Origin of the sequence: Rhodopseudomonas faecalis (assembly GCF_003217325.1) — a bacterium.
Lineage (GTDB): Bacteria > Pseudomonadota > Alphaproteobacteria > Rhizobiales > Xanthobacteraceae > Rhodopseudomonas > Rhodopseudomonas faecalis.
The window spans coordinates 21,707-42,952 of record NZ_QJTI01000023.1 but is presented as its reverse complement, the minus strand read 5'-3'; the positions used below and the strand labels follow the sequence as shown (position 1 = coordinate 42,952).

Annotated in this window: 17 protein-coding genes; 6 read left to right on the top strand and 11 right to left on the bottom strand. The window is 65.3% G+C overall.

Translation table 11 applies throughout. From position 1 onward, the window contains the following. The first annotated feature begins 7 nt into the window (after window positions 1-7). Window positions 8-1,693 carry a DNA repair protein RecN gene (gene recN / locus BJ122_RS15715; RefSeq protein WP_110782154.1) on the top strand — a complete coding sequence of 562 codons (1,686 nt, stop codon included), beginning with the start codon at window positions 8-10 and terminating at the stop codon, window positions 1,691-1,693. A 159-nt stretch (window positions 1,694-1,852) separates the two neighbouring features. Here recN and BJ122_RS15710 read toward each other — a convergent pair whose 3' ends face one another. Continuing rightward, window positions 1,853-2,140: a GIY-YIG nuclease family protein gene (locus tag BJ122_RS15710; RefSeq protein WP_110782153.1), complete on the bottom strand. Its 288-nt coding sequence runs from the start codon at window positions 2,138-2,140 to the stop codon at window positions 1,853-1,855. A gap of 192 nt (window positions 2,141-2,332) precedes the next feature. On the opposite strand from BJ122_RS15710, the gene ligA reads away from it, so the two are divergent. Continuing rightward, complete coding sequence (gene ligA, locus BJ122_RS15705) at window positions 2,333-4,486, top strand: NAD-dependent DNA ligase LigA (RefSeq protein WP_110782152.1); 2,154 nt, start codon at window positions 2,333-2,335, stop codon at window positions 4,484-4,486. A gap of 267 nt (window positions 4,487-4,753) precedes the next feature. Here ligA and BJ122_RS15700 read toward each other — a convergent pair whose 3' ends face one another. Both BJ122_RS15700 and BJ122_RS15695 read right to left on the bottom strand, forming a co-directional pair. Continuing rightward, window positions 4,754-6,043 (bottom strand): multidrug effflux MFS transporter, encoded by a 1,290-nt coding sequence (locus BJ122_RS15700; protein ID WP_027277710.1) that lies wholly within the window; start codon window positions 6,041-6,043, stop codon window positions 4,754-4,756. A gap of 254 nt (window positions 6,044-6,297) precedes the next feature. Beyond that, window positions 6,298-8,127, bottom strand: a complete 1,830-nt coding sequence (locus tag BJ122_RS15695; RefSeq protein ID WP_110782185.1) for an aminopeptidase P family protein — start codon at window positions 8,125-8,127, stop codon at window positions 6,298-6,300. 188 nt (window positions 8,128-8,315) lie between these two features. Here BJ122_RS15695 and BJ122_RS15690 point away from each other — a divergent pair, with 188 nt between their 5' ends. Further along, complete coding sequence (locus tag BJ122_RS15690; protein ID WP_110782184.1) at window positions 8,316-8,510, top strand: hypothetical protein; 195 nt, start codon at window positions 8,316-8,318, stop codon at window positions 8,508-8,510. A gap of 24 nt (window positions 8,511-8,534) precedes the next feature. Here the strand turns inward: BJ122_RS15690 and BJ122_RS15685 are convergent, their stop codons facing one another. Then, on the bottom strand, window positions 8,535-9,422 hold the full coding sequence (locus BJ122_RS15685) for a 50S ribosomal protein L11 methyltransferase (protein ID WP_110782151.1): 888 nt from the start codon (window positions 9,420-9,422) through the stop codon (window positions 8,535-8,537). Window positions 9,423-9,968: 546 nt separating this feature from the next. After that, on the bottom strand, window positions 9,969-11,567 hold the full coding sequence (locus BJ122_RS15675) for a phytoene desaturase family protein (protein ID WP_110782183.1): 1,599 nt from the start codon (window positions 11,565-11,567) through the stop codon (window positions 9,969-9,971). A gap of 180 nt (window positions 11,568-11,747) precedes the next feature. Here BJ122_RS15675 and BJ122_RS15670 point away from each other — a divergent pair, with 180 nt between their 5' ends. Beyond that, complete coding sequence (locus BJ122_RS15670) at window positions 11,748-14,027, top strand: spermidine synthase (protein ID WP_110782150.1); 2,280 nt, start codon at window positions 11,748-11,750, stop codon at window positions 14,025-14,027. Window positions 14,028-14,059: 32 nt separating this feature from the next. On the opposite strand, the gene BJ122_RS15665 is transcribed toward BJ122_RS15670, so the two are convergent. Beyond that, window positions 14,060-14,830: a L,D-transpeptidase gene (locus BJ122_RS15665; RefSeq protein ID WP_110782149.1), complete on the bottom strand. Its 771-nt coding sequence runs from the start codon at window positions 14,828-14,830 to the stop codon at window positions 14,060-14,062. A 253-nt stretch (window positions 14,831-15,083) separates the two neighbouring features. Between BJ122_RS15665 and BJ122_RS15660 the strand changes: the two genes are divergently transcribed. Then, window positions 15,084-15,431, top strand: a complete 348-nt coding sequence (locus BJ122_RS15660) for a hypothetical protein (protein WP_110782148.1) — start codon at window positions 15,084-15,086, stop codon at window positions 15,429-15,431. 66 nt (window positions 15,432-15,497) lie between these two features. On the opposite strand, the gene BJ122_RS15655 is transcribed toward BJ122_RS15660, so the two are convergent. The 4 genes from BJ122_RS15655 to BJ122_RS15640 all read right to left on the bottom strand — a co-directional run bounded on the left by BJ122_RS15655 (window position 15,498) and on the right by BJ122_RS15640 (window position 20,222). After that, window positions 15,498-16,259: an ABC transporter permease gene (locus BJ122_RS15655; protein WP_110782147.1), complete on the bottom strand. Its 762-nt coding sequence runs from the start codon at window positions 16,257-16,259 to the stop codon at window positions 15,498-15,500. 1 nt (window position 16,260) lies between these two features. Continuing rightward, window positions 16,261-17,181 carry an ABC transporter ATP-binding protein gene (locus BJ122_RS15650; RefSeq protein ID WP_110782146.1) on the bottom strand — a complete coding sequence of 307 codons (921 nt, stop codon included), beginning with the start codon at window positions 17,179-17,181 and terminating at the stop codon, window positions 16,261-16,263. A gap of 135 nt (window positions 17,182-17,316) precedes the next feature. Next, the gene (locus BJ122_RS15645; protein ID WP_110782145.1) at window positions 17,317-17,601 is read right to left on the bottom strand and encodes a type II toxin-antitoxin system HicB family antitoxin; all 285 of its coding nucleotides are present in this window, start codon (window positions 17,599-17,601) and stop codon (window positions 17,317-17,319) included. Window positions 17,602-17,642: 41 nt separating this feature from the next. Further along, entirely contained in the window at window positions 17,643-20,222 is a 2,580-nt protein-coding gene (locus BJ122_RS15640) for an ATP-dependent helicase (RefSeq protein ID WP_430694788.1), read from the bottom strand. Window positions 20,223-20,502: 280 nt separating this feature from the next. Between BJ122_RS15640 and BJ122_RS15635 the strand changes: the two genes are divergently transcribed. Beyond that, window positions 20,503-20,676: a DUF1328 domain-containing protein gene (locus BJ122_RS15635; RefSeq protein ID WP_110782144.1), complete on the top strand. Its 174-nt coding sequence runs from the start codon at window positions 20,503-20,505 to the stop codon at window positions 20,674-20,676. Here the strand turns inward: BJ122_RS15635 and BJ122_RS15630 are convergent. After that, the gene (locus BJ122_RS15630; protein ID WP_110782143.1) at window positions 20,673-21,200 is read right to left on the bottom strand and encodes a thioesterase family protein; all 528 of its coding nucleotides are present in this window, start codon (window positions 21,198-21,200) and stop codon (window positions 20,673-20,675) included. The two genes, BJ122_RS15635 and BJ122_RS15630, sit on opposite strands and share 4 nt — an antisense overlap. Window positions 21,201-21,246 lie beyond the last annotated feature (46 nt).

Genomic DNA, 21,246 nt, shown 5'->3' with positions numbered 1-21,246 from the left:
ATCTTGCATGCTGGCGCGCCTGTCGATCCGCGACATCGTCCTGATCGAACGGCTGGACATCGAATTCTCCAGCGGACTCGCGGTGCTGACCGGCGAGACTGGAGCCGGCAAGTCGATCCTGCTTGATGCTTTTGCGCTGGCGCTGGGCGGCCGCGGCGACGCCGGCCTGGTGCGCCATGGCGCCGAGCACGGCCAGGTCACCGCGGCGTTCGATGTGCCCAAGGGCCATCCGGCCTTCGCGCTGCTCGCCGCCAACGGCCTCGATGATCGCGACATCGCCGAAACCGGCGAATTGATCCTGCGCCGCGTGCAATTGGCGGACGGCCGCACCCGCGCTTTCATCAATGATCAGCCCGCCAGCGTGCAGACCCTCAAAGCGGTCGGCGCCACCTTGGTCGAAATCCACGGTCAGCATGACGAGCGCGCGCTGGTCGATGCCGCCACCCATCGCCGGCTGCTCGACGCCTTTGCCGGGCTCGACAAGGAGGTTGGCGCGCTGGAAAAGCTGTGGGACGCCTGCCGCACCGCGCGCGGCGCGCTCGACGCCCATCGCGAAGGCATGGAACGCGCGGCCCGCGAGGCCGACTTTTTGCGCCATGCCTCTGACGAGCTGCGAAAGCTGGCGCCGCAGGCTGGCGAGGAGACCGCGCTCGCCGAGCGGCGCACCGCCATGATGCAGGGCGAGAAGATCGCCGGCGATCTGCGTGAAGCGCAGGAGGTGGTCGGCGGCCATCATTCGCCGGTCGCTTCGCTCGCCGCCGCGGTGCGCCGGCTGGAGCGCCGCGCCGGCAACGCGCCGCAGCTGATCGAGCCGGCGGTCAAGGCAATAGACACGGCGATCAACGCGCTGGAAGAGGCCGACCAGCATCTGTCAGCCGCTTTATCCGCCACAGATTTCGATCCGCTGGAACTGGAGCGGATCGAGGAGCGGCTGTTTGCGCTGCGCGCCGCGGCGCGCAAATACGCGACCCCGGTCGATGATCTCGCCGCGCTCGCCGAGCGCTACGCCAATGAGGTGGCGCTGATCGATGCCGGCGCCGACCGGCTCAAGGCGCTGGAACAGAGCGCGGCCGAGGCCGATGCGCGCTACCGCGCCGCGGCCGGCAAATTGTCGGCGGCGCGCGCCAAGGCGGCCGACAAGCTCAACAAGGCGGTCAATGGCGAACTGGCGCCGCTCAAGCTGGAGCGCGCCAAGTTCATGACCGAGATTGTCAGCGACGCCGCGTCGCCAGGGCCGCAAGGTTTCGACCGCGTCGAGTTCTGGGTGCAGACCAATCCCGGCACCAAGCCCGGGCCGATGATGAAAGTGGCGTCGGGCGGCGAGCTGTCGCGCTTCCTGCTGGCGCTGAAAGTGGTGCTGTCCGACAAGGGCTCGGCGCCGACCTTGGTGTTCGACGAAATCGACACCGGCGTCGGCGGCGCGGTGGCGGACGCGATCGGCGCAAGGCTGGCGCGGCTCGCCAGCAAGGTGCAGGTGATGGCGGTGACCCATGCCCCGCAGGTCGCGGCGCGCGCCGACCAGCATCTTTTGATCTCCAAGGACGCGCTCGACCGCGGCAAGCGGGTGGCGACCCGCGTCGATCTGCTCGCCGCCGACCATCGCCGCGAGGAAATCGCGCGGATGCTGGCCGGCGCCGAGATCACCGCCGAAGCCCGCGCCGCCGCCGACCGGCTGATCAAGGCGGCGGGGTAGAGGTTTTTACAAGAGTACGCCTTGGCTCGGGGCTGAGATTCCGGGTTCGCCCGCCGCTGTCGCGGCGATCGCCCCGGAATGACTCGGGGTGATGCCCGAGCCACTCCACACCGTCATTCCGGGGCGCTCGCTCTTGCGAGCGAACCCGGAATCTCGCAGTTATTGCGCAATGCTGTCGTACAGGTCGTTCCAACCCGGATTGTCCCGCTCGATCAGCGCGATCTTCCAGGCTCGGCGCCATCTCTTGAGCTCTTTCTCCCGCGTAATGGCGGAGATCGGGTCGGCATAGACCTCGAACCAGACCAGTCTGGTGATGTTGTAGCGTGAGGTGAAACCGGGGATCGTTTTGGTCCGGTGCTGGTAGATGCGTCGCACCAGATCGTTGGTTACGCCAACGTAGAGGGCGCCGTCTTTCCTGCTTGCGAGGAGATAGACATAATAAGCCATCGGTCGCTCGCTTTCGCTTACGGGCGAGATTCCGAGTTCGCTCGCCGCTTCGCAGCACGCGCCCCGGAATGACCCGCGATGGATTTCATTGCCTGGGCCACATTTTGATGCCCTCAGCCCCAAGTCTTTCCGGGGCGCGAGCGTGAGCTCGCGAACCCGGAATCTCAAGTGACAACACATCGCCCAGAAAACATGGCCCAGAAATCCAAACCCGTCCCCGACATCACCAAGCTCACCAAGCCGAAGGCTAAGGTGGAGCTGATGCGGCTTAGGCTGGAGATCGAGCGGCACGACAAGGCGTACTATCAAGACGACGCGCCACTGATTTCCGACGCCGACTATGACGCGCTGCGCCAGCGGCTCGAGGCGATCGAGGCGAAATTTCCCGAATTAGTGAGCGGCGCCTCGCCGTCGCAAAAGGTCGGCGCGGCGCCGGCGCGCGGCTTTGCCAAGGTGACGCACAAGGTGCGGATGCTGTCACTCGGCAACGCCTTTTCCGACGAGGAGGTCGAGGAATTTCTGCGCCGGGTGCAGCGCTTCCTCAATCTTGGCGAGCACGAATTGCCGGCGCTGGTCGCCGAGCCGAAGATCGACGGGCTGTCGCTGTCGCTGCGCTATGAGCGTGGCGAATTGGTGCGCGCCGCCACGCGCGGCGATGGCTTTGTCGGCGAGGACGTCACCGCCAATGTCCGCACCATCGCCGATATTCCGCATCGGTTGCAGGCCGCCAGCATTCCCGAGGCCTGCGAATTGCGCGGCGAAGTGTACATGCTGAAAAGCGACTTCCTCGAACTCAACCGCAAGCAGGAAGAAGCCGGCGAAGCGCCGTTCGCCAATCCGCGCAATTCCGCGGCGGGCTCGCTGCGCCAGAAGGATGTCAGCATCACCGCATCGCGGCCGCTCAGATTCTTCGCCTATGCCTGGGGCGAGATGAGCAACTATCCGATGGCAGAGCCAACCCAGCACGCCATGCTCGGCTGGCTGAAGGAGGCCGGCTTTGTCGTCAATCCCGAGATCGAATTGTGCCGCACCGTGGCCGAGGCGCTGGCGTTTTATCGCCGCATTGGCGAGCAACGCGCCTCGCTGCCCTATGACATCGACGGCGTGGTCTACAAGGTCGACCGGCTCGATTATCAGTCGCGGCTCGGCTTTGTGTCGCGTAGTCCGCGCTGGGCGATCGCGCATAAATTCGCGGCCGAGCAGGCCACCACGGTCTTGGAGAAAATCGAAATTCAGGTCGGCCGCACCGGCGCGCTGACGCCGGTGGCGCGGCTGCGGCCGGTCACGGTCGGCGGCGTGGTGGTGCAGAACGCCACGCTGCATAATGAGGATTACATCAAGGGTATCGGCGGCGATGGCCAGCCGCTGCGCGAAGGCCGCGATATCCGGGTCGGCGACACCGTGATCATCCAGCGCGCCGGCGACGTGATTCCGCAGGTGGTTGATGTCGTGCTCGACAAGCGGCCGGATGACGCCGTGCCCTACAGCTTTCCGCAGCAATGTCCGGTGTGCGGCAGCCATGCGGTGCGCGAGGAAGACGAGGCGGTGCGGCGCTGCACCGGCGCGATGATCTGCCCGGCGCAGGCGGTCGAGCGCCTCAAGCATTTCGTGTCGCGGCTTGCCTTCGATATCGACGGGCTCGGCGAAAAGCAGATCGTGCTGTTCCATGAGCGCGGCTGGGTCGAAGAACCAGCCGACATTTTCAAGCTGCAACAGCGCAATGAAACGCTGCAGCTGGAACGTCTGGAAGGTTTTGGCGAAACGTCGGTGCGCAATCTGTTTGCGGCGATCGATGCGCGCCGCAAGATCGAGCTGCACCGGCTGATCTTCGCGCTCGGCATCCGCCATATCGGCGAGGGCAACGCCAAATTGCTGGCGCGGCATTTTGGCGATCTCGACTCGTTCCTCGCCACCATGCGCATTGCCGCAGCGGCGCAGACCGCGAGCGGCAACGCCTCCGAGGCCTATCACGAACTGCTCAACATCGCCGGCATTGGCGAGATCGTCGCCGCCGCGGTGGTGGAGTTCTTTGCCGAGAGCCGCAACATGCGCGCGCTCGACGAACTGCTCAAGGAAATCGAGGTGCTGCCGGCCGAGCAGGTCAAGCGCGACAGCGCGGTCGCCGGCAAGACCGTGGTGTTCACCGGCGCGCTGACAAAGTTCACCCGCGATGAAGCGAAAGCCGCAGCGGAACGGCTCGGCGCCAAGGTGGCGGGCTCGGTGTCGAAGAAGACCGACTATGTGGTGGCGGGCGAAGACGCCGGTTCCAAACTCACCAAGGCGCGCGAGCTTGGCGTCGCGGTACTGAGCGAGGACGAGTGGCTGGCGTTGATCGGCAATACGTAGTCATTCCGGGGCGCGCGCAGCGCGAACCCGGAATGACGGGGCGCATTTCACACCAACAACGATTGATATCAATGATGGGCGTCATGGCCGGGCTCGTCCCGGCCATCCACGTCTTTCATCCTGCAAAGTCTGCAAGACGTGGATGCCCGCGACAAGCGCGGGCATGACGTGGTGTTCGGAGGAGATACTGGTATCAAGCCGCTGATAATGTCCGATTCCGGGTTCGCTCACGTTGTGAGCGCCCCGGAATGACGAGGTGAGTGCCGGCTACAACAGCGCCGACTCTTCCTCTTCGGCTTTCTCGATCAGTTCTTCGGTCACCATCGCGCCGTCGCGCGGCACGAGGAAGATCATCGAGGCCGCGCAGGCCAGCGACAGCACCAGGATCGCGATGTTGAGCGGCACCGGCGTCGCAAAATGGCCGCCGAGCCAAGCGCCGAATTGCGAGCACAGCGCGCCAAATCCCATTTGGGTGAAGCCCATCAGCCCGGAGGCAGTGCCGGCCGCCTGCGGGCGGATCGAGATCGCACCAGCGGTGGCGTTCGACATCACAAAGGCATTGGCGAAGGTCACCAGCATATGGGTGCCGAACAGCCAGCTCGGCTGCTGATTATAGCCGAGCAGGCCCCAGGTCAGATTCAGCAACGCGCCGCTGAATTGCAGCACCAGGCCAAACCACATCAGCCGTTCCAGCGAATGGCGCGGCGCAAAGCGCACGCAGCACAGATTGCCGAGCAGATAGGCGAGGCCCGAGGTCGCGAACCAGGCGCCATATTCGGCGGAGCTGCGGCCCATCTGCGTGACCACCACATAGGGCCCGCCGCCCGCAAAAGTGAAGATGATCGAGGAGGCCAGCACCTGGCACAGCACATAGCCGACAAAGGCGCGGGTGCTGATCAGGCTTTTGGCATCGGCGACAAAGCCGCCGCCCGGCGCGCGCGGCACGCGGCGCCGCGTTTCCGGCAGCGCCACCGCAATCGCGATCGTGACCATCAGCGAGGCGAATGCCATCAGATAAAAGATCGCGCGCCAACCGAAGGTGGTTTCGATCAGGCCGCCGATCAGCGGGCTCAGCATCTGCGCCACCATCATCACCGCGATCACCAGGCTAATCATGCTGCTGATGCGGTCGCGGCTATAAAGATCGCGGATGATGGCGCGGCTGATCACCATGCCGGAGGCGCCGCCCAGCGCCTGCAGAAAGCGCGCGGCGATCAGTTGCGGCAGCGTTTCGGCGAAGATGCAGCCGATCGAGGCGATCATCGCCAAGGTGACGCCGCCAATCAGCACCGGGCGCCGGCCAAAGCGATCGGACAACGGCCCCATGATCAGTTGCGAGCAGGCGATGCCGACCATGAACAGCGACACCGTCATCTGCACGATCGAGATATTGCTGCCGAAATCGCTGGCGAGCACCGGCAGCGCCGGCACCAGCACATAGAGCGAGATCGGCGCCACCCCGGTCATCAGCACGAGCAGCAGCAGCAACAGTTTTGATGGCGGCAGGTCACGCTGAGGAGCGTCGAGCGCTGCGTATCGGCCGACCAATCCGTGCATGCGGGGGCGTTTCCTGACGGCGTTTCCTGAACGGTGTGAGCTATACGTCGACTGTAGCGTGCCGCAGCAATGCTAACAGACGGTTTTTCAGCATGAGGCTATGCGCCGGACACTGCCTCGATCCTGCAGTCCGGGACACTCTAGCAAATGAACGATCCGCAACCGCAAGCTTGATGCGCGAGCGCGAACTAATACTCGCGTGGCGGAATAATCGGCGCGCTCGCACTCACGCCGCGGAATGATGGGCTGGTGATTCAGTGTTCCAGCGGTGCGGTCGCCGCATCGAGCCAAGCCTGGGTCGCCGCGTCGAGATGCGGGCGCACTTCAGCGCACACAGTGGCGTGATAATCGTTGAGCCAGTTCAGTTCCGGTTCGCTGAGCGCACTCACATCAATCAGCCGCCGATCGATCGGCGCCAGCGTCAGCGTCTCAAAACCGTTCATCGGCTTTTCGGCGCCGTCGACCTTCGCCGCCACCACCAGTTCGAGATTCTCGATGCGGATGCCGTAAGCGCCGGTCTTGTAGTAGCCGGGCTCGTTGGACAGGATCATGCCGCGTTGCAGCGGCGTGGTGCCGAGCTTGGAGATCCGCGCCGGCCCTTCATGCACCGACAGATAGCTGCCGACGCCATGGCCGGTGCCGTGGTCGAAATCGAGCCCGGCCTGCCACAGAAATTGCCGCGCCAGCGGATCGAGCTGCGCGCCGGTGGCGCCGTCGGGAAACACCGCGCGCGCGATCGCGATGTGGCCGCGCAGCACCCGGGTGAAACGATCGCGCATCTCCTCGGTCGGCTCGCCGATCGCGATCGTGCGGGTGACGTCGGTGGTGCCGTCCTGATACTGCGCGCCGGAATCGATCAGCAAGAGGTCGCCGCGGGCGATGCGGCGGTTGCTCTTGCGAGTGACGCGATAATGCACGATCGCGCCATTCGGTCCGGTGCCGGAGATCGTCGGAAACGAGATGTCTTTCAGCGCGCCGGTGTCGCGGCGAAAACTCTCCAGCGCCTCGACCGCGTCGATCTCGGTCAGCTGGCCGCTTGCCGCTTCGCGGTCGATGAATGCCAGGAAGCGCGCCAGCGCCACCGCGTCGCGGCGATGGGCGGCGCGGCTGCCGGCGATCTCGGTGTTGTTCTTGATCGCTTTCAGCAGCGTGGTCGGATCAGCGCCGCGCAGCGGCCGGCCGCCAGCCGCGGCGATCAGCCGGGTCAGGGCATCGGCGGCGGTGGCGGCATCGAGTGCGACCGCGGCGCCGCTTTGCGCCAGCGCGCGCAGCGCCTCGGCCAGCGTCTCGGGCGCGGCCACGGCGGCGCTGCGCTCCAGATGATCGCGCGCGCTGTTCGACAGCTTGCGATCGTCGATGAACACGGTCGGCCGGCCGTGCTGCGGCACCAGCGCGTAAGACAGCGGCAGCGGCGTATGGGGCACATCGGCGCCGCGGATGTTGAAGGTCCAGGCCACCGCATGGGAGTCGGACAGCACCAGCGCGTCGGCCTTGAGCTTGACCAGCTCGGCGCGAATCCGCGCGAGCTTGTCCTGCTCGGCTTCGCCGGCAAAGCAGAGGTCATGGACCGCGACCGGGCCGAGCGGCGGCTGCGGCCGCTCCGGCCAGATCGCGTCGATCGGGTTGCTATCGACCGGGACCAGTTCGGCACCGGCCTTGGTGCAGGCGGCAGCGAGCCGATCGGCTGCCGCAGACGTGTGCAACCAGGGATCAAATCCGAGGCGGTCACCCGGTTTCAGATGCTGTGCCAACCAGCTTTCCGGCGGCGGCTCGATCAGCGGCGCGATCTGCCAGGCCTGCTGATCGACCTGCTGGCCGGCCTGCAGCGTGTAGCGGCCATCGACAAACAACGCCGCGATCTCGGTGAGCACCACCGCGAGCCCGGCCGATCCGGTAAAACCGGTCAGCCACGCCAAGCGCTCCTCGGAGGGCGCAACATACTCGTTTTGCTGCTGATCAGCGCGCGGCACCACAAAGCCGGTGAGCCCGCGCCGGCTCAGCTCGGCACGGCAGGCGAGGAGCCGCCCCGACAGCGCCCCGCCGCTTTCCGGGTCCTCGAACGATTGGAACTGCGCTTCAAACATCCGGGCCATCCCTGCCGCTGCGACTGAATGCAGCGCCACCAGCCAATCATTCCGAATTGGCACGCTGCATGCTTGAAATATTTTGCCTCGTCGCAAGAGGCAAGGACGGGCTTTCCGCGGCGGAGCGTTCGCGTGTCCGGGAGAGGATCACCCGGGGTGTCTCAACTCAAGATGCTGAGGGGAAACACATGCCTGCATTTAGCTTTGAGAAGATCGCGCCGCCGCCTCCGCTCGGCGCCGAACCAAGTGGGGAGGCGCCGAAGGATGACACGCGGCGTATGGGGATGCTGAACCGCGTGCTCGATCGCTTTGTCGAGACCAGGATGAGAGGCCTGGTGCCGCCGGCGGTGGTGACGCGCACGGAGGATGTACGGCGCGATTGACGACGCCGCCACTCGCCGGCCGCGTTAGGTCTGGCGCAGCAGCAGGCTGCTCCAGCCACCGACGATGATGGCCTTTTGCAGCAGCAGGTCGCGGGCGCGATAGGCGGCGATCACGGCGCGCGCCTGCGAGGGCAGCAGCCCGGACAAGATCACCTCGGCGCCCGGGGCGAGATGGCGCGACAGCGGCGTCGCCAGCGCGCGCAGCGGATTGGCCAGAATGTTGGCCAGCACCAGATCGAACGGCCCGGCGGCGCGGAACCGATCGTGTTCAAAGCCCGGCGCGCAGATCGACTCGAACAGCGGGCCGACGCCGTTGAGGCGGGCATTGTCGCGCGCCACCGCGGTCGATACCGGGTCGATGTCGCTGGCCAGCACCCGGCGCTGCGTCGCCTTGGCGGCGGCGATGCCGAGCACGCCGGTGCCGGTGCCGAGATCGAGCACGCAGCGCAGCTCGCGGCGCTTGAGCACCTCATCGAGCAGCAGCAGGCAGCCGCGGGTGGTGCCGTGATGGCCGGTGCCGAACGCCAGCGCCGCCTCGATCTCGATGGCGATCTTGTTGGCCGGCACCTTGTTGCGGTCATGGGCGCCGTGGACCACGAACCGCCCGGCCGGCACCGGCACCAGCCCTTCCAGGCTGGCCTTGACCCAATCCTTGGCGGCGACGGTCTCGAACGCGATGGTCGCGGCGGCGGCCTCGCCGGCCACCAGCGCCACCAGCGAACGGATCGCGGCCTGGTCGGGGGCTTCGGCGAAATTCAGCGCGATGTCCCAGGCGTTTTCGCCGCGCTCATAGGCGGTGACCGCGACCTCGCTCTCATCAAGGCATTCGGCGAGCCGGTCCACCGCCTGGCGTGCGGCGGCTTCGGCGCCGATCGCAAAACTGGCGCGGTGCGTGGTCGGGGTGTCGGTCATCGGAACGGCTCGGGACTGAAGGAGGGGCAGGGCGGGCTCACAGCGGGCGCGGAACGCTCCGCGTTGTGCACCGGCTTATACAGGATTTACGCACCGCTTCATCCCGGGTTTTTCCAGAGTGTGGTGCACCGGGAGGCTTGGGCGGCGGTTATCTACTGTCGCAGCATTTCAGCTGGAATCCCTAGATCATCTTGTAGTGTTTGAGTGCGTCGACAATGGCATCTCGACGGTGTTCTGGGCACGGATGTTGTCGGGCGTTGGGATCGGCTCGGTTAGGCGCCGTCCTGACTGGCAACCCGCATTCCGATTTCATGTGAGCAATCCAGCAGGTCTTTGGCGTGAACCGATAGTTCTCTTTGACCCAGTCGGCGACCTCTCTGTACTTCGCATTCTCTCTCCTACGGCTCTCTTTTCGGGGCTCGGGTCGAGCCGATCAGCTGCCATCCCAAGCCTCTCCACATCCCGTCCACAGCTTATCCACAGGCTTATCCAGGCCAAAACCACAGGCTGATCCACAAGCCGTGCACAGGGTTTTGGCGGATTTGTTCACCGCTTGCGGCGGTGGTCGGCGAGCACGGCCTGCGCGGCGTTGTGGCCTGGGGCGCCGGTGACGCCGCCGCCGGGATGGGCGCCGGAGCCGCAGTGATACAGCCCCTTGAGCGGCCCGCGATAATCGGCATAGCCGAGCATCGGCCGCGCCGAGAACAGCTGGTTCAGCGACAGCGCGCCGTGAAAGATGTCGCCGCCCAAGAGCCCGAAATCGCGCTCGAGATCGAGCGGTGACAGCACTTTGCGGCCGACCACGCTGGCGGCAAAGCCCGGCGCGTGGCGGTCCACGGTGGCGATCATCAGGTCGGCGACCTCGTCGCGGTGCTGGTCCCACGAGCGGCCGTCCGGCAATTGCGGCGCGACGTGCTGGCAGAACAGGCTGGCGACGTGCTGGCCGGGCGGAGCCAGCGTGTCGTCGAGCGTCGAGGGGATCAGCATCTCGACCACCGGCGCGCGGCTCCAGCCATCGGCGCGCGCGTCGAGCCAGGCGCGATCCATATAATCGAGGCTCGGTGCGATGATGATGCCGGAACTGAGATGATCGCCGTCGCCGGGCAGCACGCTGAATGACGGCAGCGCACTCAACGCGACATTGATGCGAAACGTGCCGGAGCCGCAGCGCCAGTTCTGCATGCGCTGCCGGAACTCGCTTGGCAGCGCGGCGGCCGGGATCAGGCCGGTGTACAGCAGTTTGGGATTGAGGTTGGAGATCACGACGCCGGCGCGCAGGCTGCGGCCGTCCTCGAGCGAGACACCGATCGCGCGGCCGCGCTCGACCAGTACTTCGCGCACCGCGGCGCCGGTTTCGATCTCGGCGCCATGGCTGCGCGCCGCCGCCGCCATCGCCTGGGTGATCGCGCCCATGCCGCCGATCGCGTGGCCCCACAGGCCCTTCTTGCCGTTCACTTCGCCAAAGGCGTGATGCAGCATCACATAGGCGGAACCTGCGGCGTAGGGGCTGGCGTAGTTGCCGACAATGGCATCGAAGCCGAACAGCGCCTTGACCAGATCATCCTCAAAACGCTGGTCGAGCAGATCGCCGGCCGAGCAGGTGAACAGATCAAACAGCAGCCGCTGCTCGGGCAGCGTCAATTGCCGCAGGATATTGGCGGTGCCGAGCGCGTTGATGGTCTCGCGTAGCGCGGGCAGGCCAAAGCCCTCGACCAGATTGGGCGGCGCGCGCAGCACGAATTGCCGCAGCACGTCGGCGATCCGTTCCAGCTCCTGCATGAACGGGCCGACCTGATCGCCATCGCGGGCATTGAGCTGGCGCACCGCGTCGAGCGTGCGGCCTTCGCCGGTCAGCAGATAGCGGCCGCGCTCATCTGGCAAAAAGTTCTGCGCGCGTCGCTCGACGATTTTCAGCCCATGCGCATGAAGCTGTAGATCGGCGATGATTTTTGGGTTGAGCAGGCTGACGGTGTAGGCCGCCACCGAATTGCGGAAGCCTGGGCAAAACTCCTCGGTGACCGCGGCACCGCCGACCACGTTGCGGCGTTCCAGCACTTTGACGCGCAATCCGGCCATCGCGAGATAAGCCGCGCAGGTCAGGCCATTATGGCCGGCGCCGATGATCAGAACCTCAGGATCGGACATCGCAGTCATTCGCAAGGATGGACCGCGCGGTCCCGGCGCGTTGCGGCGCCTGGGGCGCGGGCTGAGTTGGGTGACCGGCTTTGCATAGCTGTGATAGATTACGCCCGCTGCTTTGTCACATGCGGAGATCCCCGCACACGCCCGCGCATCCCCGGCGCGCGCCGCCCTGCTGGAGTTTTCATGTCCTCACCGACGTCGCACGCCGATCTCAGCACGGCCTCGCTGCCGCGCCACCGGCTGACTTTGATGGTCTATGTCGCCGCGATCTTCACCAGCGCGCTGCTGCTGTTTTCGGTGCAGCCCCTATTCACCAAAATGGTGCTGCCGCGGCTTGGCGGCTCGCCGGCGGTGTGGTCGGTGGCGATGGTGTTCTTCCAGTCGCTGCTGCTTGGCGGCTACGCCTATGCGCATGTTTTGATGCGGCTGCGCAGCCGCACCATTCCGGTGGTGGTGCATCTGCTGCTGCTATTGCTGGCGTTTCTGACGCTGCCGCTATCGATTGCCGCGGGCTTCGGAACGCCGCCGGAGCGCGGCTACGAATTCTGGCTGCTCGGGCTGTTTGCGACGTCGATCGGGCTGCCGTTCTTTGCGCTCGCCGCCAACAACCCGCTGTTGCAGGCTTGGTTCGTGCGCACCGGCCATCCCGATGGCCGCGATCCGTACTTCCTCTATGCCGCTTCCAATATCGGCAGCTTTCTGGCGCTGCTGTCCTATCCGGTGCTGCTTGAGCCGACGTTGACGCTGCGGCTGCAGAATCTGGTGTGGTGCGGTGGCTATGCGCTGCTGATCGTGCTGATCATCGGCTGCGGCCGATTGATGCTGAGCGCACCGGCGAGTGCGGCCGCGCAAGACGCGGCCGATGAGCGCAGCCCGTCGCCGAGCTGGGCGATCTGGGCGCGCTGGGTGTTTCTGGCCGCGGTGCCGTCGGGACTGTTGATCTCGGTGACCGCGCATATTTCCACCGACGTTGCCGCCGCGCCCTTGCTGTGGGTGCTGCCGCTGTCGCTGTATCTCTTGACCTGGGTGCTGGTGTTTCAGTCGCGGCCGCTGCTGCCGCACAAATGGATGCTGGCGCTGCAGCCGCTCGCGATCGCCGGGGTGATCGTGCTGCTCGCCTATGGCGGCGAACAGAATCTGCTGCTGACGCTCGGCGGCCATCAGCTGTGCTTCTTCATCATCGCGATGGCCTGCCACGGCGAGTTGGCGCGCACCCGGCCGGCCGCCGTCCATCTCACCAGCTTCTATGTGGCGCTGTCGTTCGGCGGCATGGTCGGCGGGCTGTTTGCCGGCCTGATCGCGCCTTACAGTTTCTCCTGGATCGCCGAATATCCGATCCTGCTGGCGCTGGCGGCGCTGTGCCGGCCGGCGACCACGGAAGCCTATCCGGCGCTGGCCCGCTGGTACTGGCTGATGCTGGCGGCGCTCGCCGCCGCGCTGATCGTGCCGCTATTTGTCGGCGGCCGGCCGTTCCAGGTGATCGACAGCAATCGGGTGCTGATCGTCGCCGACGTGGCGCTGCTCGGCGTGATCGTCGCGGTACTGCTACGCGCCAGCCGCTGGAAGCTGGCGGCGACGATGGCGCTGGCGCTTGTGTTGGTGCGCGCCTATCCGGCCGAGCAGGGCCGGCTCGAGACGGTTCGCAGCTTCTTTGGCGTGCACAAGATCCTGACCACCGCCGACGGCCAGTTCCGCGTGCTGATGCACGGCACGACCATCCACGGTGCCCAGAAAATCCTGAACAGCGACGGTAGCCCGGTGACCGGGCGGCCAGAGCCGATCACCTATTATCACGCCGATGGCGGCATGGGCCGCGGCATCGCCGCGCTGCGCGCCCGCAAGAACGGGCCGCTGAAAGTGGCGGTGATCGGGCTCGGCTCGGGCTCACTGACCTGCGCCGCCGCGCCCGGCGAGGACTGGACCTTTTTCGAGATCGACCAGAGTATGGTCGATACCGCGCGCGACCCGAAATATTTCAGCTATGTGCAGCAGTGCATGCCCAAGCTGCGCCCGGTGATCGGCGATGCCCGCCTGACCTTCGCCAAGGAGCCGGACGGGGTCTATGACCTCGTGATCGTCGATGCCTATTCATCGGACGCGATCCCGATCCACCTCGCGACGCAGGAGGCGATGGCGATCTACAAGGCCAAGCTCGCGCCGCAGGGCGCGGTGCTGATGCATGTCTCCAACCGCCATCTCGAACTGACCAGCGTGGTGGTCGGCATTGCCGACGCCAATGGCCTGACCAGCTGGGTGTTCAGCGAGGATAGCGGCCGCGATGCCGATTACATCTTCTCGACCACGGTGGTGATCTCGGCGCGGCAGGCCGCCGATGTCGGCGGCATCGCCAGCTCCGACATATGGACGCTGACCAAGGCCGATCGCGCGCAGCGGGTCTGGACCGACGATTATTCCAACATCCTTGGCGCAGTGTGGCGCCGGCTGCACGACAGCGACGGTTGAGCGGCGGCGATGATTGAGCGGCGCTCGGCCGCTCAATCCGGATAGGCGTAATAGCCGCGCTGCTGATAATAATAGCCGCGCGGCGCGTATACCCGCGGCGCATAGCCATAGCCGCCGTCATAGACATAAGGCGCTTGCGCGTTGGCATCGTCATAGCGGCGATAGCCGCGCGGCGCCGGGTAACGCTGATCGCTTGAGGAGCCGTCGGCCGGATAGATGTAGCCGTCGGTATCGACCCGCGGCGCCACCCGGCGCGGCTGCGGCGGCGCGAGTTCAACCGGCTGGCCGGTGCCGACCTCGTCGTCGCCGGCGGTGGGGGCGCGGCGCGAGGCCAGCGTCGATTTCGATTTTGGATTGCGCGCCAGCGCCACTTGCGAGGAGCCGGTCAGGGTGACGGTGGTGTTGAGCACACCCTCGCTCTGCACCAGCGAATAGAGCGTCGCGGCATTGCCGCGCGACAGCCGCACGCAGCCATGCGAGGCCGGCGTGCCGAGCCGGCTCACCGAGTCGGTGCCGTGAATCGCGTGGCCGGCTTTGGTGAAGAAGATCGAATGCGGCATCGGCGCCTCGTCGAATTCCTTGGAGTAGTGGTCCTGCTCCATACGGAATGCGCGATGGGTGCCATTGGGCGTCTCATAGGTCGGAATGCCGGTCGACACCGGCCAGCGATAACGCTCAACGCCGTCGACCGCGACGGTCATCTGCTGGTTGTTCTTGTCCACCGTGATGTCGACCTTGGCATCCGCGATGGTCGCGGTGGTCACCAGCAGCAGCGTGGTCAGAGACAACAGGTACGCGCGCATCGCTTGTCAGCTCCCGGCCGGATCGCCGTTTGTGTGCCGCCCCTGCGCGCAATATGCACACGAGAATACCGGCTTTCCAGAGGCACCATGACCGCATCGTTAACGAACACTCGTGGCGCCAGCGTGGCGTAGAACTGCACACCATGGCCTGAAAACAGCCATGGTCGGGAACCAGCATTGCACTGCGGTGTTATCAGTACGACATCGTCAAAAAACCAAACGTCAAAAACCAACCAAGCAAAGGGGACACCTCATGACCACCTCGGTTAAGGCTCTGGCGCTGCGCCAGGACAATACGCGCTGGAAGGCGCTGTGGGCCGCTGCGGCACTGGCTTTGGCGCTGGTGGCGCTGCCTGCGATCGGACATGCCCAGGGCATCATCGGCGGCGCCGAGCGCGGCAGCCGTGAGGGTCATCGCGCAGCCGGACCGATCGGCGGCGTGGTGGGCGGTGCGATCGGCGCCGGCGTCGGCGGCGTGGTCGGCGGCGTGCGTGGGGTGATCGGCGCGCCACGTGGCTATCGCAGCCACGGCTATTATAGCCGCCGCTATGGCTGCCGCGGCTACTATACGCGGAGCGGCCGCTTCCGCTGCTATCGTTGAGCCAACAAGGGAAGCAATCCATCGCCATCGCGCGCGGCCCCGCAAGGGGCCGCGTTCTTTTTTGGCTCAGTTCTTCAGCCGATAGCCGGTGCGGAAGATCAGCCAGATCGTGATCATGCACAGCACCAGGAAGGTCAGGGTCAGCGCCAGGCTGACGCCGAGGCTGACATCGGAGATTTCGTAAAAACTCCAGCGGAAACCGCTGATCAGATAGACCACCGGATTGAACAGCGCGATGGTCTGCCAGCCGGGCGGCAGCATGTCGATCGAATAGAAGCTGCCGCCGAGGAAGGTCAGCGGCGTCACCACCAATAGCGGGATCACCTGCAGCTTTTCAAAATTATCGGCCCATACGCCGATGATGAAGCCGAACAGGCTGAAAGTGACCGCGGTCAGCACCAAAAAGGTGATCATCCAGACCGGGTGCAGGATGTGCAGCGGCACGAACAGACCCGCGGTGGCCAGGATGATCAGGCCGAGGATGATCGATTTCGAGGCCGCGGCGCCGACATAGCCAAGCACGGCTTCGAAGAACGACACCGGCGCCGACAACAGCTCATAGATGGTGCCGGAGAATTTGGGAAAATAGATGCCGAATGAGGCGTTGGAGATGCTCTGCGTCAGCACCGACAGCATGATCAGCCCCGGCACGATGAAGGTGCCGTAGCTGACGCCGTTGATCTCGCTGATCCGCGATCCGATCGCGGCGCCGAACACCACGAAATACAGCGAGGTCGACAGCACCGGCGACACCACGCTTTGCAGCAGGGTGCGCCAGGTCCGCGCCATTTCAAACTTGTAGATTGCTCGCACCGCGCGCCAGTTCATCTCAACCCCTCACCAGGCTGACAAAGATTTCTTCCAGCGAGCTCTGCGTGGTGTCGAGATCGTGGAAGCGGATGCCGGCGTCGCGCAGCGCGGCGAGCAGGCCGGTGATGCCGGTGTGATTGGCCTTGCTGTCATAGTTGTAGATCAGCTCGTCGCGGTTCTCGCCAAGCTCGAGCCGATATTCGGCAAGCGAGGCCGGGACCGCGTCGATCGGTTCGACCAGATGCAGCGTCATGCGTTTCTTGCCGAGTTTCTGGATCAGCTCGGCCTTGCGCTCCACCAAAATGATCTCGCCTTTGTTGATGACGCCGATCCGGTCGGCCATCTCCTCTGCTTCTTCGATGTAATGGGTGGTGAGGATGATGGTGACGCCGGCATCGCGCAGCGTGCGCACCACGTCCCACATGCCCTTGCGCAGCTCGACATCGACGCCGGCGGTCGGCTCGTCCAAAAACAGGATCTGCGGTTCGTGCGACAGCGCCTTGGCGATCATCACCCGGCGCTTCATGCCGCCCGACAGCGTCATGATCCGGCTGTCGCGCCGGTCCCACAGCGATAGGTCGCGCAGGATCTTTTCGATATAGGCCGGGTTGGCCGGCTTGCCGAACAGGCCGCGGCTGTAGCTGACCGTGGCCCATACCGACTCGAACGCATCGGTGTGCAGTTCCTGCGGCACCAGCCCGATCATCGAACGCGCGGCGCGATAATCCTTGATGTTGTCATGGCCATCGACGCTGACGGTTCCAGCCGACGGATTGGCGATGCCGCAAATGATGCTGATCAAGGTGGTCTTGCCGGCGCCGTTCGGGCCGAGCAGCGCAAAGATCTCGCCGCGCTCGATGTCGAGATTGACATCGTTCAGCGCCTTGAGCCCGGAACCGTACGTTTTTGATAGATGCGAGACGGAGATGATCGGCGGCATGCGGCGGGTCATTTCACGGCAAGCGACCCGGCGAGGCGGCGGCCAGGCTCGCTGGTTTGCGGAAGGCTACAGATAGGAGCGGGGACGGCGCCGCGCAATCCGCGCGGTTCAGTCGGCCGTTCAATCGGCGTCAGTTCAGTCGTTATCGGCGACCGGCCATTCGATCTCGACCAAGGTAGCGCCATCGGCGGCCGCGACAAAGGCCGGGTCGCGCTGCAATTCGTCGAAACTGCGCGGCGGTTTTAGCCCGGTCGAACCGTCGGGATTGGTCCAGTCCTCGCCCGCGGCTTCCAGCGCCTCGATCGCTTCCTCAATGGCGTCATCAAGGTTGTCACCGGCGGTGACCAGCCCGGGCACGTCGGGGAACGACACGTTGAAATGGCCCGCGTCTTCACGGATCACGGCGATGTAGAGGGGCATGGAGGAATCCGCAGCTCGTGGTTGATTGGTCGGGCGCGTTCCTACACCCGCTCCACGAAACTATCGACCACCTTCTTCTCGCCGGCCTTGTCAAAAGCGATGGTGAGCTTGTTGCCGTCGATCCGCACCACTTCGCCATAGCCGAATTTTTGGTGAAACACCCGCTGTTGCAGCGAGAACTCGGACTGCGTGCCGGTTGATTTCGCCACCAGCTCGCCCTCGATGGTGAGCGGCGCGCGCTTGCGGGCAAAGTCGCCGCGCGAGAATGAGGAGGGGCTTTCGCTAAAACCGCTTCCGGTGCCGCGGCCACGATTGGCCTGGGCGCGCTGCCAGCCGGGCGTCGAGTAGCTCGATCCGAACGCGCCGACATCGTCGAACCGCGACGCGCCATAGCCGCCGGCGCCGCCCCAGCCCGAGCCGCCCTTGGATTCGGTGATCTCGACATGATCGCCGGGCAGTTCATCGAGGAAGCGCGACGGAATCGTGGTGGTCCAGGAGCCGTGAATGCGGCGGTTGGTGGCAAAATACAATTTGGCGCGCTTGCGCGCGCGGGTGATGCCGACATGGGCGAGGCGGCGTTCCTCCTCGAGCCCGGCGCGGCCCTGTTCGTCGAGCGCGCGCTGATGCGGAAACAGCCCTTCCTCCCAGCCGGGCAGGAACACGGTGTCGAATTCCAGCCCCTTGGCGGAATGCAGCGTCATCACCGACACCGCGTCTTCGTCGCTGCCGCCGTCGCGGTCCATCACCAGCGAGATATGTTCGAGGAAACCTTGCAGGTTCTCGAAATCCTCCATCGAGCGGATCAGTTCTTTCAGGTTTTCCAGCCGGCCCGCGGCGTCGGCCGAACGGTCCTTCTGCCACATCTCGGTATAGCCGCTCTCATCGAGCACGATCTGCGCCAGCTCGGTGTGCGGCAGCAGCTCGCGCTGCGCGCGCCAGCGCTCGAACGACATCATCAGGTCGCGCAGGCTGCCGCGCGTTTTCGGCTTCAGCTCATCGGTCTCGATGATCGCGCGTGCCGCTTCATAAAGCGGAATGCGCCGGCGCCGGCCGTGGTCGTGCAGCAATTGCACGGTGGCATCGCCAATGCTGCGCTTGGGCACATTGACGATGCGCTCAAAGGCGAGGTCGTCGGCCGGCGAGTTGATCACCCGCAAATAGGCGAGCGCGTCGCGGATTTCCGCGCGCTCATAGAAGCGCGGGCCGCCGATCACCCGGTAGGGCAGGCCGAGCGTGACAAAGCGATCTTCAAATTCGCGCATCTGGAACGAGGCGCGCACCAAAATCGCGATCTCGTTGAGCGCGTGGCCCTGGCGCTGCAATTGTTCGATCTCTTCGCCGATCGCGCGCGCTTCTTCCTCGGAATCCCAGGCGCCGGTGACGGTGACCATCTCGCCATCGACATCCTCGGTGCGCAGCGTCTTGCCGAGCCGGCCTTCGTTATGGGCGATCAGATAGGACGCCGCGGCCAGGATGTGGCCGGTCGAGCGATAGTTACGTTCCAGCCGGATCACCTTGGCGCCGGGGAAATCGTGCTCGAAGCGCAGGATGTTATCGACCTCGGCGCCGCGCCAGCCATAGATCGACTGATCGTCATCACCGACGCAGCAGATGTTCTTTGGCGGGGCGGCGTTCTCACCCAAGGCGACCGCCTGCTCCCTCTCCCCGCGAGCGGGGAGAGGGGTGGGGTGAGGGGGCGTCTCCGCCAGCTGAGAGTCCGCGATCTGCGGAGGCGCCCCCTCACCCGGATCGCTGTGCGATCCGACCTCTCCCCGCGCGCGGGGAGAGGTTTGGCTTGGCGCCTGGGCGAGCAGCCGCAGCCACAAATATTGCGCGACGTTCGTGTCCTGATACTCATCGACCAGGATGTATTTGAAGCGCTGCTGATATTGCCGCAGCACGTCGGGGTGCTCGCGGAACAGCCGGATGTTTTCCAGCAAAAGGTCGCCGAAATCGGCGGCATTGAGAATTTTCAGCCGTTCCTGATAGGCGGCGTACAGCTTACCGCCACGGCCATTGCCGAACATCGCCGCTTCGCCGGCCGGCACCTGCGACGGCGTCAGCCCGCGATTCTTCCAGCCGTCGATCAAGCCGGCCAGCATGCGCGCCGGCCAGCGCTTGTCGTCGATATTGTCGGCCGCCAGCAATTGCTTCAGCAGCCGGATCTGATCGTCGGTGTCGAGCACCGTGTAATTCGACTTGAGCTGCACCAACTCGGCATGGACGCGCAGAATCCGGCCGCCGATCGAATGGAAGGTGCCGAGCCACGGCATGCCTTCGATCGCCTGGCCGAGCATCTGGCCAAGGCGCATCTTCATCTCGCGCGCCGCCTTGTTGGTGAAGGTCACCGCCAGCACCTCGCCTGGGCGGGCGCGGCCGGAGGCCAGAATATGGGCGATGCGCGTGGTCAAAACCCGGGTCTTGCCGGTGCCGGCGCCGGCCAGCACCAGCACCGGGCCATCCAGCGTCTGCACCGCGTCGCTCTGCTCGGGATTGAGGCCGGTCAGATAGGCCGGCAGCGTCGCGGCGCGCGCCCTTGCGGCAATGCCGCCGGCGGCGGGGCGATAGTCCGGCAGGTCGTTGCCGCTGAACTGGTCGGGATTGGTCATGCGAATCGTCATCTCCTCACGATGCCACCGCGAGCCAGCAATGAGGAGCCTTGTGGGGCAGGATTGTGGGCATATAGGGCCTCGGCCGCCGCAATGACAGCCAGGCGGTGCCCCGCGCGGCCATGCGCGGCCGATCGCGCCGCGAGGGGTGTTGATGCGCAATCTTTGGTTGCGGCGCCGCTCGACTTACGCCCGGAACTTCCGATCCGATGCTGGATTGTCTGTCTAGATGCGACGCGGCGACCAGAGGCCGCGTCCGCCCGCAACAGAGGGCCAATAAGGAGGTTCGCCAATGTTGGGTTGGGTTGTCACATTCCTGATCGTTGCGTTGATCGCAGGCATTCTCGGCTTCGGCGGCATCGCCGGTGCTTCGATCGAGATCGCCAAGATCATCTTCTTCATCGCCGTGGTGCTGTTTTTGGTGTCCGCGGTGGTGGGCCTGGTGCGCGGACGCACACGGGTCTAGCGCGCTGCGGCCTTTGACGGCATCGCCACTTGTCGGCCGATGCCGTCGGGGCGGGGGGCTGCGCGATGCGCCTCCGCAAAGGCGTGAATGCGGTCCTTGATGTCGGGCGGAAACGGCGCGGTCTTGCGGCTCGCCATATCGACGTGCAGATTCATGTTTTCCGACGAAGCCGACAGCCAGCCTTCCTCGGCGTGGCGCAGTTCCTCAAACGTATGCAGCCTTTTGTCGTCGGCGGCGATCACCCAGACCGCAACCTGTGCCGGATCACCGAGATGCAATTCGCGCAGGTAGCGCACATGGCATTCGGCGGTGAAGGTCGAGCCGCCGCGCGATTGCACATAATCGGGGCCGATGCCGAGCGAGAGCCAGAGCTGATCGAGCGCGCGGTCGAACAACACGTTGTAGTAAGCCATGTTGAGATGGCCGTTATAGTCGATCCAGTGCGGCTCGATCGCCATCACCGACGACAGAAACGGAACCGGCAGTGTATGCAATGCGGGCGCAGCAGCGCTGCTGATAGACATGGCGTTCCTCGTTGCTTTGGGGTTGGCCCCCATTGACCCCTCATGC

Bases quoted from the DNA above. Each gene is read 5' to 3' on its own strand.
- BJ122_RS15640 (WP_430694788.1), bottom strand. From the start codon at position 20,222: ATGACGATTCGCATGACCAATCCCGACCAGTTCAGCGGCAACGACCTG.
- BJ122_RS15645 (WP_110782145.1), bottom strand. From the start codon at position 17,601: ATGCCCCTCTACATCGCCGTGATCCGTGAAGACGCGGGCCATTTCAAC.
- BJ122_RS15670 (WP_110782150.1), top strand. From the start codon at position 11,748: ATGTCCTCACCGACGTCGCACGCCGATCTCAGCACGGCCTCGCTGCCG.
- BJ122_RS15635 (WP_110782144.1), top strand. From the start codon at position 20,503: ATGTTGGGTTGGGTTGTCACATTCCTGATCGTTGCGTTGATCGCAGGC.
- BJ122_RS15675 (WP_110782183.1), bottom strand. From the start codon at position 11,567: ATGTCCGATCCTGAGGTTCTGATCATCGGCGCCGGCCATAATGGCCTG.
- BJ122_RS15660 (WP_110782148.1), top strand. From the start codon at position 15,084: ATGACCACCTCGGTTAAGGCTCTGGCGCTGCGCCAGGACAATACGCGC.
- BJ122_RS15700 (WP_027277710.1), bottom strand. From the start codon at position 6,043: ATGCACGGATTGGTCGGCCGATACGCAGCGCTCGACGCTCCTCAGCGT.
- BJ122_RS15650 (WP_110782146.1), bottom strand. From the start codon at position 17,181: ATGCCGCCGATCATCTCCGTCTCGCATCTATCAAAAACGTACGGTTCC.
- BJ122_RS15690 (WP_110782184.1), top strand. From the start codon at position 8,316: ATGCCTGCATTTAGCTTTGAGAAGATCGCGCCGCCGCCTCCGCTCGGC.
- BJ122_RS15695 (WP_110782185.1), bottom strand. From the start codon at position 8,127: ATGTTTGAAGCGCAGTTCCAATCGTTCGAGGACCCGGAAAGCGGCGGG.
- ligA (WP_110782152.1), top strand. From the start codon at position 2,333: ATGGCCCAGAAATCCAAACCCGTCCCCGACATCACCAAGCTCACCAAG.
- BJ122_RS15710 (WP_110782153.1), bottom strand. From the start codon at position 2,140: ATGGCTTATTATGTCTATCTCCTCGCAAGCAGGAAAGACGGCGCCCTC.
- BJ122_RS15630 (WP_110782143.1), bottom strand. From the start codon at position 21,200: ATGTCTATCAGCAGCGCTGCTGCGCCCGCATTGCATACACTGCCGGTT.
- recN (WP_110782154.1), top strand. From the start codon at position 8: ATGCTGGCGCGCCTGTCGATCCGCGACATCGTCCTGATCGAACGGCTG.
- BJ122_RS15685 (WP_110782151.1), bottom strand. From the start codon at position 9,422: ATGACCGACACCCCGACCACGCACCGCGCCAGTTTTGCGATCGGCGCC.
- BJ122_RS15655 (WP_110782147.1), bottom strand. From the start codon at position 16,259: ATGAACTGGCGCGCGGTGCGAGCAATCTACAAGTTTGAAATGGCGCGG.
- BJ122_RS15665 (WP_110782149.1), bottom strand. From the start codon at position 14,830: ATGCGCGCGTACCTGTTGTCTCTGACCACGCTGCTGCTGGTGACCACC.